Source organism: Pseudomonadota bacterium (genome assembly GCA_039815145.1).
Lineage (GTDB): Bacteria > Pseudomonadota > Gammaproteobacteria > Steroidobacterales > JBCBZW01 > JBCBZW01.
On sequence record JBCBZW010000023.1, the window covers coordinates 24,640 to 37,042 of the forward strand.

Here is a 12,403-nt window from a genome sequence, read left to right on the forward strand (position 1 = left end):
TGGTTTGCGGAGTATCATACCTGGCCACCGCCGGCGGGCTGCGACCCACGCGCCCCTCCTCGTCCAACGCAGCGATGAAGAACCCACCGAGATGCAACGAATCGGCCTGATCTTGCTCAGCGTCCTCGCCGTAGTCGCGGGGATCACCCTGTCCCGCTGGATGGCGGCGCCTGCGAGCACGCTGGCGATGGCGACGGCCTACCCGCAGCCCCGTCCGCTCCCCGCCTTCGCCCTGGTGGACGACGAAGGTGCCCCCTTCACCCGCGAGCATATCGAGGGACGCTGGCGATTGCTTTTCTTCGGCTTCACCCACTGCCCGGACGTGTGTCCGCTCACCCTGAGCACCCTGTCGCAAGCGGTGGCCCCGACCTCGGCGCAGGACGCACCAGCCGCGCAGATCGTGCTCGTCAGCGTCGACCCCGAACGCGACACGCCCGAACGCATGGCGGCCTACGTGGCCCGCTTCGGCGAGGATGTGGTGGGCGTCACCGGCAGTGCGCAGGCGATCGCTGATTTCGCAGCGGCCGCGGCCATCGCCTACGGCAAGGTGCCGCTCGGCGACGACGGCGAGTACACGGTGGATCACTCGGCCGCAGTACTGGTGGTAGATCCCGAAGGTCGCATCGCCGCCGTGTTCAATCCGCCGCCACCACTGGTGGCGGATACGATCCGGCAGGACCTAGCGGTGCTCAAGCGCCTTGCCGATCAAGGCTGATGCACGGGCCAGCGCTGCATGAAAACCGCCGCCAGCGCTTCGAGGCCGCGCTGATCGCGAGCGTCGAAGCGGTCCGGCGTTGCGCTGTCGACATCGAGCACGCCCACCACCTCGCCCCGCCCGTCGATCAGGGGCACGACCACCTCTGAGCGCGAGTCCGGGTCGCAGGCGATGTGGCCTTCGAAGGCGTGCACGTCGGCCACGCGCTGGGTGGTGCGGGTGGCGGCGGCGGTGCCGCAGACGCCACGTCCCCAATCGATGCGCACGCAGGCGCTCTTGCCCTGAAACGGGCCGAGCACGAGTTGTCGGTCCTCACCTTGCGCACGCGTGAAGTAGAACCCCAACCAGTTCACGGCCGGCAACGCGTGGTAGAGCAGCGATGAGGTGTTGGCGGCGTTGGCGATGAGATCGTCCTCAGCACCCAGGAGCGCGTCCAGGGAGCTGGCGAGGAACTCGTAGTCGACGGCGGCGGAATCGGTCGATGCCATGGAGTGGGTCCTGTCGGGTAGTGGATGCGGGCTCAGGCGCGACTCAGGGGAAATGCCAGCACCTCATCGAGATGGGCCGCGCCCAGCATGAGCATCAGCAAGCGGTCCACGCCGAGGGCCACCCCCGCGCAGGGAGGCAGGCCGTGGTCGAGGGCATCCAGGAACGCATCGTCCATGGGCAGGCTGGGCAATCCGGCGCGCTCGCGCTCGGCGCTTTCCGCAGCGAAGCGACGGCGCTGCTCTTCGCTATCCGTCAGCTCATTAAATCCATTAGCTAGCTCCACCCCTTGCAGGTAGAGCTCGAAGCGTTCCGCTCGCGGGGGCAAGCCGGGGCGCACCCGCGCCAAGGCGGCGCGACTCGCCGGGTAGTCGTAGACCATCACCGGCCCTTCCTGGCCCAGGGTCGGTCCGATCACATCCCCGAGCACGAGGTCCAACAGCGCCTCGCGATCGTCGCGACACGCCTCGGGCGCTGGCACACCGGCGGCCGCCAGGCAATTGAGCAAGGCCGGCACGGTGGCCATGTCCGCATCGAGGCCGGTGGCCTGGGCCACGGCGGCGTGAAAAGTCACCTTGGCTGTCGGTTGCCGCAGACGAGCTGGCGGGAGCACGGTGCGCAGCAGGTCGTCCACCTCGTCCATCAGTCGATGGTGATCGAAGCCCAGGCGATACCACTCGAGCATGGTGAACTCAGGGTTGTGATGGCGTCCGGATTCGTCGTCGCGAAAGACGTGGCAGAGCTGGAAGATATCCCCGATCCCGCTCGCCAGCAGGCGCTTCATCGCAAACTCGGGAGAGGTGTGCAGCCAGGCGGGACGGCCAGCGCAGCGGGGCACGGCCAACGGCGCCAGGGCAGGATCGGTGCCGCTCGCCCGAGAGAGCATGGGCGTATCCACCTCGAGCACGTCACGGGCGGCGAAGAAGGCACGCAGCGACTGGTAGAGGGTGGCGCGGGCGCGGATGGCGTCGGCGTTCGCGCTCGGCGACCAGGGACGCGGCGCCGCCGCGCGGTCGATCACTCCTTGACGCGTGAGACGTACTCGGCGGTCCGCGTGTCCACGCGAATCATCTCACCCTGCTCGACGAACAGCGGCACGCGCACCACCGCCCCTGTCTCCAGGGTGGCGGGCTTGGTACCGCCCTGGGCGGTGTCGCCCTTCACGCCCGGATCGGTCTGCGTGATGGTCATCTCAACAAAGTTGGGCGCGGACACGGCGAGCGGCTCATTGTTCCACAGGGTGATCTGGCAGATCGCCTCTTCCTTCAGCCACTGCGCGGCATCACCCACGGTCTTGGCATCGGCGGCGTACTGCTCGTAGTTCGCCGGCACCATGAAGTGCCAAAATTCGCCGTCCGTGTAGAGGTACTGCATCTCCGTGTCCATCACGTCGGCGGCTTCTACCGAATCGCCGGACTTCCAGGTCCGATCGGTCACCCGGCCGGTCTTCAGGTTGCGCACCCTGACCCGATTGAAGGCCTGCCCCTTACCGGGCTTCACGAACTCGTTCTCGACGATGGCGTAGGGATCGCCGTCGATCAGTATCTTCAAGCCGGAACGAAACTCGTTGGTGCTGTAGCTGGCCATCTCGGTACCTGTCGGGCCTCGGGGAGGCATTAAAAGAGGGCGCAATCATAGGCGATCGCCCAGGGCATCTCCACGCTGGGCGTCGTTGGGAGGAGACGCACGCGCTTGCCATATTCCATCTGTCAATCTCGGAACAGGTTGGGGTAGGCTACTCAAAAGGGACGAGTGGCCGTCACCACAACGAGAACCAGTAGACGGCTTTGCCAGGGTAGGCACTCCGTGTGAACAGCGTCGCGGCCGCGGCGGCGCGTTTCTCCGCAGAATCTAGCGTGCTGGGTGCAGCGCGCTCGGCCCCCTAGGGTGCAAGGCAACTGGCTCGCCGCCCTATTGCCGTGTCTGCGTCGTGAGGACTCAGTGAACCAGCTCTCCACCGCCAACGTCTTCATCATCACGCCGGACCAGGACGACCTGGAGCGCATCCAGTCGTTGATGATCTCCTCCGGGCTGCAGGCAAACTGCCATTGGGTGGCGGACGCCGAGTCGCTGCCGGAGGAGCGCCTGCCGGAGCCGCTACCCTCCGCCCTGCTGGTGCTGGAGGCCGATCAGCTGGGCGATACGCTCGGCTGGCGCGACGAGCACGTGCCCACCGCTTCGGCCCTGCTGGTGGCGGATCTGGTGGACGAGTCGCTGATCGAGTCCGCCCTGTCCCAGGGCGCCAACGACGCCATCTCCCTCTCCGCCCAGGCGCGGGCGGTGAACGTCATCGCACGTGAAGTACGCCTCGCCACCGCCGCGGCGGAACTCGCCGAGGCCCAGACCCAGGTCGCCGGGTTCCGCGACCAGGTCGAACGCTTGACGAGCGAGAGCACGCGCGCCTTTCTGTGGGCGCAGGAAGGTGTGGTGGCCGATGCGAACCTGGCCTGCGTCACCTTGCTCGGCCTGGAAGACGTGGCGGACCTCGTGGCCATGCCGGTCATGGACGTCTTCGCTGCGGACAGCCGCGTCGCTCTCAAGGGCGCCCTCGTCGCGTGCCAGAAGGGCATGTGGCGTGACGACTCCCTGCGCTGCCGCGTACTCGGCAATGACGAGGATTCGGACGGACCCAAAGGCCAGCCCGTGGACGCGATGCTGGAGGCGGATCTCTTCGACGGCGACGATGCCGTGCGCATCGAACTCACGCCGGCTCGTCGCGACGCTGCCGAGGCAGAAGCGAACGACGCAGCAAGCGAAGCCAGCGCCCCGGCCAGCGCCGATGCCAAGGGCGCGGGCGCCGCGCGCGCCGGCGGCGATCCCTTCCTCCCCTTTCACCAACGGCGCAACTTCCTGCAGAAGGTCACGGACGGGCTCGAGCGCAATCACGCCGGTGGCCTACGCGTGCTCTACCACGTGCGCATCGACAAGATGAACGCCCTGGTGGAGCGCTGGGGCCCCCTCGGCTTCGAAGAGATCCTGCACGGACTGGCGGACACGATCGCCGACTCGGTGCACCCGGGCGATATCTGGGGGCAGCTCGCCGGCGGTAACTTCTGCGTGCTCGCCGACCGCGGCGCCACCCGAGACATCGAGGCCTGGGGCGAGGCCTTACTGAAGAAGATCTCTAACCTGACGTTCTTGCTCTCCGGCGAGGACGTCAAGGTACGCGCCTGTGTGGGCGCGGCCGTGAAGGGGCGCAGCGACGACCTCTCCTCGCTCGCCTCCAAAGCCGCTCGCGCCTCGCGCAAGGCGCAGGAAACGGGCGAAGACGATGTGATTCTCCACGACGCCAATGGCGTCTCCCTGGAGCAGACGGCCGACGACAAGGCCGTGGTCAAGCGTATCAACCATGCCATGCGCAACGACGGCTTCCGCCTCGCCTACCAACCTATCGCGGATCTCGAAGAGCGCGGCACCGAGATGTTCGACGTGCTGATCCGCATGATGGATGCCGGTGACGGCGAGGTGCTTCCGAACCAGTTCCTGCCCGCCGCGGAACGCAACGGCATGATGCGCGCCATCGACCGCTGGGTGATGGCGCGCGCGATCGGCGCCGCCAACGACCAGGAACTCACCAAGCTGTTCGTGCGCGTCTCCAGGGACTCCTTGCCCGATCGCTCCCTGGCGGATTGGCTGAGCCAACAGCTGAGCAACGCCAACATCAAACCGGACCGCCTCGTACTGCAGGTCACGGAGACCCACGCCACCGACAACCTCGGTGCGGCAAGCGACATGGCGAAGGACGCCCGCCGCATCGGTTGCGGCTTCTGCCTGGAGCACTTCGGCCTCGGCAGCGAGCCGCGCCTGCTGCTCGAGTCCATCCCCATCGACTTCATCAAGATCGACGGCTCGCTGATGCAAGGGTTCCCCACCAGCAGCGACCTGCAGGATCACGTGCGCAGCCTGGTGAAGGAGGCGACGGATCGGGACATCGTGGCCATCGCCGAGCGGGTCGAGGACGCCAACACCATGGCCGCCCTGTGGTCCATCGGCGTCGAGTTCATCCAGGGCTACTATGTGCAAGGGCACTACGTGCAGGCGCCCGAAGCGGTGGTCATGGACGGCACGGGCACCAACGGCCCCTGATCCTCTGGCACCGCTGGTAGACTGCGCGGGCGCCCACCGGTAGGCGCGCGCGCTGGCGTCGAGTCCTACGAGGCCTCCCCGCTGGCCCGCCGATTCCGCCTTGTTTCAGCCGCGAGCCCCTCGTCGCCATGTCAGCCGCATCCGCGCGTCGCCAACCCACCTTTCTCTGCATCGGCGCGCCCAAGTGCGGCACCACCTGGCTCTATCAACAGCTCGCCACGCATCCCGAGGTCTGGCTGCCACCGGAGAAGGAGGTGCGCTACTTCAACAAGCGCTATCCCATCGAGGGCAGTGAGGCCCCGCCCGGCAGGCGAATGGGTTGGTTCGGCCTGTTTCGCGATCACCCGCGACGGGTGATCCAGCGCGCCCTCCGGCGCGCCCTGTCGCCGCGTGCGGGGTTCCCCATCCCGTGGATGATCAAGTTCCTGAGGGGCCCGGGCGACTTCGACTGGTACGCCTCGCTCTTCGATCCCGCCCGCGGTCGGGTCAGCGGCGACATCACCCCGTTCTACGCATCGCTACCCGCCTATGCGGTGGAGGAGATCCGGGAGGGCTTTCCACACCTGAGGGTGATCTTCCTGATGCGCGATCCGGTGGAGCGCGCCTGGTCCAACGCCCGCATGATGTTGCCCCTGATGCTGGAGCGCCCCCTAGAGCAGATCACCGAGGCCGACTTTGCCCGCTACCTCGCGCATCCGGCCGCCCACGTGGAGGGTCACTACCTGCACACGCTGGACGCCTGGGGCCAGCACTACACGGGGGATCGGTTCCTGATCGAATACCAGGACCACATCCGCAGCGACCCCCAAGGCACCTTGGACCGAATCACCGATCATCTTCAGGTGGCACGGCGCGAGATCCCGGCTGCCACCCTGGCCAAACGGGTCAACGCTGGCAGCACACGCACTCACACGCAGATGCCTGCCGCCATTCGTCGCTCGCTTTCGGAGTACTACCTCGCGGAGCTCGAGCAACTGGCCGAACGGTGCGGAGCACCGGTCGACGGTTGGCTCGAACGGGCGCGAGCGGAGGCGGCACCGCGCTGACGGAGACCGCCAAGCCGAGTACGCTAGCAGCCACCTGACCACCGCTGCTGCCGAGGCTGCCCGATGCCCGTCGTTTCCCCGCTCAGACTCCCGAGATTGCTACCACTGCTGGTCGCCGGCCTGTTCGCTGGCGCGCCATGCCACGCCGACTCCATGGCCGCCTTCACCACCGGCCCCCTGCTCGAAGAATTCGGGCCCGCGGCCACCGTCGAAGGCGCGGCCCCAATCCCAGAAGACATGCACCTGCGCGTGCGCTTCGACGTCTCCGAGGGCGCGAAGGATGGGGAACTGAGCCGAAGCTTGGTGACGGCAGCGCGCTTTCTGAACATGCACACCCGCAGCGGCGTGCCGGCGGAGCGATTGCACGTGGCGGTGGTCATTCACGGTCGGGCCGTGTTCGATGTGCTCACCGGGAAGGCCTCCACGCAGACGCCGAAGGACAACGCCGCCCTGGTCGCCGCTCTGCGCGAGCACGATGTGCGCCTCTACGTGTGCGGGCAGAGCGCCGCCTACTACGAGGTGAGCGCAGATCAGCTGCTTCCGGGCGTGGAGATGTCGCTCTCGGCGATGACCGCGCACGCGGTGCTCGCCGCCGAGGGCTACGAGCTCAACCCGTTCTAAACCGGTCGATCGTGGCGATCTCTGAACTGCACCTACCGAGGTTCGCGCCCGCCTTGCTGGCGACACTCGTGGTCGGCTGCACGCCGGGAGTGGATGCCGACCCTTCGCGCCTGGCCGGTCACTGGCAGGCGTCCGAGGTGCTGTTACTTCGAGGCGATCTCGAGGAGCACTACGCTTTCACCGTGCACCTAGGGGAATCGCTCACCGACGGCACCCTGGACATTCGGTACTACGCCAGCGACAGGCCCGGGGCCATTCGCACCATCCGCCAGGATCTCGCGCTTACGATCGACGACGCAGGTCAGTTGATCGTGCTAGCGGGCAGCGCCCCGCGCCTCGTGGCGGGGCCAGCCATCGAAGGGGTCTACGCGCCTGACACGTTCACCTGCAGCCTCGACGCCGAAGCAGCGCAGAGCACCCTACCCTGCCGGTGGGGAAGCGAAGCGCAGGCCAACGCCGTACGCTTCACCCTGACCAAAGTCCCCTAGTGGGCTAGGCCAGGGTGACGCTCTGCACCTTGCGCCAGCCTCGCGGCAGCATGTTGCCCCGGCGACCGCGCGTGCCCTCGTAGTGCTCGAGATCGCCGCGCTTGAGCGTCATGCGGCGCTTGCCAGCCTCCAGCGCCAGGCCATCGCGCGGGCCTACCACCACCAGCCCGATCATCGTCGGCGCCTTCTCTCCCTTTGCCGCAGGTAGACTAATGATCTTGTTTCCTTTGCCCCTAGCAAGGGCCGGCAGATCGCTCAGGGGGAAGACGAGCAGATGCCCATCGGACGACACGGCCGCCACGCGCAGCGACGCCATCTCTGCGCCAACGGGCAGGGGCGCCGGCGCGAGCACCTGAGCTCCCTTCGGCACGGACAGCGCTACTTTGCCGGACTTGTTGCGTGACATGAGATCGGCAAGGCCCGCGACGAAGCCGTAGCCGGCATCGGTGCTGAGCACGCAGCGCGTGTCCTCCGGCCCGATCAGCACGCCGCGGAAGGTGGCGCCGTCCGGCGCCGAGACGCGCCCGGCGAGGGGCTCGCCCTGACCACGGGCCGAGGGCATCGTGTGCGCTGCCACGCAGTAGGTTCGCCCGGTGCTATCGAGGAAGACGGCCTGCTCCGAGCTGCGCCCGCGGGCCGCCTGCAGGAAGCCGTCGCCGGCCTTGTAGTTCAGGGCGGCGCCATCCACCTCGTGGCCCTTGGCGGCGCGGATCCAACCGCGCTCGGAGAGCACCACGGTGACGGGTTCCGTGGGCACCAGGGAGGCTGTGTCGATGGCCTTCGCCGGCGGACGCTCCACCAGGCGGGTGCGCCGGTCGTCGCCGTACTCCTGCGCGTCGGCCGTGAGCTCCTCGCGGACCTGGCGACGCAGGCGCGTGTCGTTGGCGAGCACAGTCTCGATCTGCTGCCGGCGCGTGGTCAGCTCACCCTGCTCTGCCCGCAGGCGCATCTCCTCGAGCTTCGCCAGGCGACGCAGGCGCAGCTCCAGGATCGACTCGGCCTGGCGGTCGCTGAGGTTGAAGCGCGCCATGAGGGCTGATTTCGGGTGGTCCTCGTTGCGGATGATCGCGATCACCTCATCGATGTTGAGGAACGCGATGATCAGGCCGTCCAGCACGTGCAGGCGATCGAGGATGCGGTCCAGCTCGTGTTGCAAGCGGCGCCGCACCGTCTCGATGCGATAGGTCACCCACTCCTCGAGCAGGGCGCGCAGGGAGAACACGCGGGGACGACCGTCGAGGCCGATGGCATTCAAGTTGATGCGCACGGTGCGCTCGAGGTCTGTGGTGGCGAAGAGGTGGCTCATCACCGCCTCCGCATCCACCCGGTTCGAGCGCGGCACGAGCACCAGGCGGGTCGGGCTGCGATGATCGCTCTCATCGCGCATGTCCTCCACCATCGGCAGCTTCTTGGCCCGCATCTGTGCCGCCACCTGCTCCTGCACCTTGGCGCTAGACACCTGATAGGGCAATTCGGTGATGACGATGTCGCCGTCCTCGCGCTCCCAGGTGGCACGCAGGCGCAAGGTGCCGTTGCCCGTGCGGTAGATCGCCTTCAGATCCTCCCGCGGGGTGACGATCTCACCTCCGGTGGGGAAATCCGGCGCTGGCACCATATCCAGGATCTCGTCCATGCTCGGACGTCGGGAACGCAGCATCGCGCCGGCGGCGGCGGCGACTTCGCGCAGGTTGTGCGGTGGGATGTCCGTCGACATGCCGACGGCGATGCCCATGGCGCCGTTCAGGAGCACGTTCGGCAGGCGCGCCGGCAACGACAGGGGCTCGTCCAGGGTGCCGTCGAAGTTGGGGCCCCACTCCACCGTGCCCTGGCCGAGCTCGCTCAGGAGCGTCGCCGCGTAGGGCGAGAGGCGCGCTTCGGTGTAGCGCATGGCGGCGAAGGACTTCGGGTCGTCCTGGGCGCCGAAGTTGCCCTGGCCGTCGATCACGGGATAGCGGTAGGAGAAGGGCTGGGCCATCAGCACCAGCGCTTCGTAGCACGCGGAGTCGCCGTGGGGATGATACTTGCCGATCACGTCGCCGATCGTGCGCGCGGACTTCTTCGGCTTCGAACCCGCGGCGAGGCCCAGTTCGCTCATGGCGTAAGTGATGCGCCGCTGCACCGGCTTCAGGCCGTCGCTCACCTGCGGCAGGGCGCGATCGAGGATCACGTACATGGAATAGTCGAGGTAGGCCTTCTCCGTGAAGACCTCGAGCGCCATCGGCTCGATCCCTTCGAAATCAAGTGATTGATCTTGCATCAATCGATCAGCTCCCTGGTGTATCTCATAGGCACGCCCGGCCGGGGCGGCGGGGCGTTGGCGGCTCGGGCGGGATCACAATTGCTCGGCGAGATTGCCCTTGCGCTCGAGCCAGGCGCGACGGTCCGAGGCACGCTTCTTGGCCAGCAGCATGTCGAGCAGTTGGTCCGCGCTGAGCGACTCATCGCCCGGCTCCCTCGCCCCGTTGTCGCCGATCGTCAGGCGCGCCAGGCGACGGGTCTGCGGCGCGATGGTGGTCTCGCGAAGCTGCCCGGGGCTCATCTCACCAAGACCCTTGAAGCGCGTAACACTGACCTTACCTGTCAGCTTCTCCGCGGTGATCCGATCTCGGTGCCCCTGCAACTCCGCCTCATCCAGAGCGTAGAACACATGCTTGCCCACATCGATGCGGTACAGTGGTGGCATGGCCACGTAGACATGCCCCTGGGCCACCAGCGGTCGGTAGTGGCGCAGGAACAAGGCGCACAGGAGCGTGGCGATGTGCTGGCCGTCCGAGTCGGCGTCGGCGAGGATGCAGATGCGCTGGTAGCGCAGGCCCTTGAGGTCACTCGTGCCGGGATCCACACCGATGGCCACGCTGATGTCGTGCACGGCCTGGCTCGCGAGCACCTCCGCCGGCGAGACTTCCCAGGTGTTCAGGATCTTGCCGCGCAGGGGCATGACAGCTTGGAATTCACGATCCCTGGCTTGGCGCGCCGAGCCGCCGGCGGAATCGCCCTCCACCAGGAACAGCTCCGTGCGCGCCGGGTCCTGGCTGGAGCAATCGGACAGCTTGCCGGGCAAGGCGGGGCCCGCCGTCACGCGCTTGCGCACCACCTGGCGCGCGGCTTTGCTGCGCGCGGTAGCCGCCTCGATGGCGAGCTGGGCGATCTGCTCACCGCTCTCCACGTGCTGGTTCAGCCAGAGGATGAAGGCATCGCGCACCACGCCCTGCACGAAGGCCGCACACTCGCGCGAGGACAGGCGCTCCTTCGTCTGACCGGAGAACTGCGGCTCCTGCATCTTCACCGACAGCACGAAGCTCACGCGATCCCACGCATCTTCCGGCGTGATCCGCACGCCCCGGGGTAGCAGGTTGCGCAGCTCGCAGAAGTCGCGCAGGGCTTCGGTGATGCCCATGCGCAGGCCGTTCACGTGGGTGCCGCCCTGTGCGGTTGGAATGAGGTTCACGTAGCTCTCGGCCAGGGGCTCGCCCCCCTCCGGCAGCCAGGCAAGCGCCCACTCGGCCGCCTCGCGCTCGCCGTCGAGGTCGCCCGCGAAGGGGGTGGACGGCAGCATGGGCTGCTCACCACACGCTTCTGTCAGGTAATCCGTGAGGCCGCCGGCGTAGAGCCAGGTCTCGCGCTCACCGGACTTCTCCTGCACCAGCGTCACTTCCAGGCCCGGGCACAGTACGGCCTTGGCGCGCAGCAGGTGGCGCATGCGGGGAATCGAGAAGTTGGCGGCGTCGAAGTACTTCGGATCCGGCCAGAAACGCACGGTGGTGCCGGTCTGGCCACGCTTGGCCTTGCCGGTCTTCTTCAGCTTCTCCGTGCGTTCGCCATCGGCGAAGGCCATGGCCCAGGTAGCACCGTCGCGACGGATGTCGACCGTCAGGCGCGTCGACAGGGCATTCACCACCGACACGCCCACGCCGTGCAGGCCGCCCGAGAAACCGTAGGCGGTGTTGGAGAACTTTCCGCCGGCATGCAGACGGGTGAGGATCAACTCGACCCCCGGCACCTTCTCTTCAGGATGCACGTCGACCGGCATCCCGCGCCCCTCGTCGTCCACCTGCAAGGAGCCGTCGGTGTAGACGCTCACCACCAGGCGCTTGCCGTGTCCGGCAAGGGCTTCGTCGATGGCGTTATCGATGACTTCACGGGCGAGGTGATCGGGGCGGGTGGTGTCCGTGTACATGCCGGGGCGTCGGCGCACGGGGTCGAGGCCTGACAGTACCTCGATGTCGGAAGCGGAGTAGTCCTTCTTGCTCATCCGCGCATGGTACGCGAAAAGCGGGAGTGCCCGGAGCGCGATCGAGACCGTCTCGCGCGGCACCGATGAACGCAGGCACCGCGGGCCGTGGCGGCCCGCGGTGCGCTCGCGTCAGTCGAGGTCGGCGAGGAGTGATTCCCGCAGGTGATCGGGTACCGGCTCGAGGGCATGGTCGTAGTTCGCGTGGTCGATACCCATCGCTAAGACGGCGCCGCCCTTCAGTGCCTGGATGAAGCTCGCGTCGAGCTGGAAGCGAAGGAAATGAACCGCGGAGGTCTTCTCCTCCGTCGCGCGATCGAGGTCTTCGTCGGCGATTGCGTAGACGCGCTCGCCGTCGACTCCAGCGCGCACCCAGACGCGATCTTCAATGCCGATGAGCTGCGTCAGTCGCTCGGCACGCTCCTTCGGATCGTCGAATTCCACTTGGAACGTGGCCTTCCAGTTGTCACCGTCCGGGATCAGCGGGTTGTAGGCGCCGAGTTCCTCCTCGATGCCGGCGGCCTCGAAGATGCGCTCGATCCGTAGCATCTCCTGCACCTGGTACTGCATCGTCAGGCGGTCTTCGAAGATGAACGTGGCGTTGTCGCCGATGTGGGCGCGGCGCTTGGCCTTGTGCGCCATTACCTTACGACGGAATTCGGTACGCTCTTCAGCGTATTGCTCAAGGCCCATGAGCGTATCGCGGGTGAGCTTCTCAGCTGCCATGGCT

Annotated in this window: 11 protein-coding genes; 5 read left to right on the forward strand and 6 right to left on the reverse strand. The window is 67.3% G+C overall.

Features of this window, described 5'->3' with window-relative positions; translation table 11 throughout:
• Positions 1-91: 91 nt before the first annotated feature.
• Complete coding sequence (locus AAF184_08605; protein MEO0422379.1) at positions 92-715, forward strand: SCO family protein; 624 nt, start codon at positions 92-94, stop codon at positions 713-715.
• Here the strand turns inward: AAF184_08605 and AAF184_08610 are convergent.
• The 3 genes from AAF184_08610 to efp are packed head-to-tail and all read right to left on the reverse strand — an operon-like array spanning position 706 to position 2,788.
• Complete coding sequence (locus tag AAF184_08610) at positions 706-1,203, reverse strand: GAF domain-containing protein (GenBank protein ID MEO0422380.1); 498 nt, start codon at positions 1,201-1,203, stop codon at positions 706-708. The genes AAF184_08605 and AAF184_08610 overlap by 10 nt on opposite strands.
• Before the next feature lie 32 nt (positions 1,204-1,235).
• Positions 1,236-2,222, reverse strand: coding sequence for an EF-P lysine aminoacylase EpmA (gene epmA, locus AAF184_08615; GenBank protein ID MEO0422381.1), 987 nt, complete (start codon positions 2,220-2,222; stop codon positions 1,236-1,238).
• A complete protein-coding gene (gene efp, locus AAF184_08620; protein ID MEO0422382.1) occupies positions 2,219-2,788 on the reverse strand; it encodes an elongation factor P in 570 nt (189 codons plus the stop codon). Before efp ends, epmA begins: the two co-directional genes overlap by 4 nt.
• A gap of 354 nt (positions 2,789-3,142) precedes the next feature.
• On the opposite strand from efp, the gene AAF184_08625 reads away from it, so the two are divergent.
• From AAF184_08625 to AAF184_08640, 4 genes are all read left to right on the forward strand, one after another.
• A complete protein-coding gene (locus AAF184_08625) occupies positions 3,143-5,287 on the forward strand; it encodes a GGDEF domain-containing phosphodiesterase (protein MEO0422383.1) in 2,145 nt (714 codons plus the stop codon).
• 128 nt (positions 5,288-5,415) lie between these two features.
• A complete protein-coding gene (locus tag AAF184_08630) occupies positions 5,416-6,333 on the forward strand; it encodes a sulfotransferase (GenBank protein MEO0422384.1) in 918 nt (305 codons plus the stop codon).
• A gap of 96 nt (positions 6,334-6,429) precedes the next feature.
• On the forward strand, positions 6,430-6,954 hold the full coding sequence (locus AAF184_08635) for a DsrE family protein (protein MEO0422385.1): 525 nt from the start codon (positions 6,430-6,432) through the stop codon (positions 6,952-6,954).
• A gap of 53 nt (positions 6,955-7,007) precedes the next feature.
• A complete protein-coding gene (locus AAF184_08640; protein MEO0422386.1) occupies positions 7,008-7,442 on the forward strand; it encodes a hypothetical protein in 435 nt (144 codons plus the stop codon).
• A 4-nt stretch (positions 7,443-7,446) separates the two neighbouring features.
• Here AAF184_08640 and parC read toward each other — a convergent pair whose 3' ends face one another.
• The 3 genes from parC to AAF184_08655 all read right to left on the reverse strand — a co-directional run bounded on the left by parC (position 7,447) and on the right by AAF184_08655 (position 12,399).
• Positions 7,447-9,699: a DNA topoisomerase IV subunit A gene (parC, locus tag AAF184_08645; protein MEO0422387.1), complete on the reverse strand. Its 2,253-nt coding sequence runs from the start codon at positions 9,697-9,699 to the stop codon at positions 7,447-7,449.
• A gap of 75 nt (positions 9,700-9,774) precedes the next feature.
• On the reverse strand, positions 9,775-11,694 hold the full coding sequence (parE, locus tag AAF184_08650) for a DNA topoisomerase IV subunit B (protein MEO0422388.1): 1,920 nt from the start codon (positions 11,692-11,694) through the stop codon (positions 9,775-9,777).
• Positions 11,695-11,805: 111 nt separating this feature from the next.
• Positions 11,806-12,399 carry a DUF3501 family protein gene (locus tag AAF184_08655; GenBank protein MEO0422389.1) on the reverse strand — a complete coding sequence of 198 codons (594 nt, stop codon included), beginning with the start codon at positions 12,397-12,399 and terminating at the stop codon, positions 11,806-11,808.
• Positions 12,400-12,403 lie beyond the last annotated feature (4 nt).

Bases quoted from the DNA above. Each gene is read 5' to 3' on its own strand.
- efp (MEO0422382.1), bottom strand. From the start codon at position 2,788: ATGGCCAGCTACAGCACCAACGAGTTTCGTTCCGGCTTGAAGATACTG.
- AAF184_08655 (MEO0422389.1), bottom strand. From the start codon at position 12,399: ATGGCAGCTGAGAAGCTCACCCGCGATACGCTCATGGGCCTTGAGCAA.
- parC (MEO0422387.1), bottom strand. From the start codon at position 9,699: ATGCAAGATCAATCACTTGATTTCGAAGGGATCGAGCCGATGGCGCTC.
- parE (MEO0422388.1), bottom strand. From the start codon at position 11,694: ATGAGCAAGAAGGACTACTCCGCTTCCGACATCGAGGTACTGTCAGGC.
- AAF184_08630 (MEO0422384.1), top strand. From the start codon at position 5,416: ATGTCAGCCGCATCCGCGCGTCGCCAACCCACCTTTCTCTGCATCGGC.
- AAF184_08605 (MEO0422379.1), top strand. From the start codon at position 92: ATGCAACGAATCGGCCTGATCTTGCTCAGCGTCCTCGCCGTAGTCGCG.
- AAF184_08610 (MEO0422380.1), bottom strand. From the start codon at position 1,203: ATGGCATCGACCGATTCCGCCGCCGTCGACTACGAGTTCCTCGCCAGC.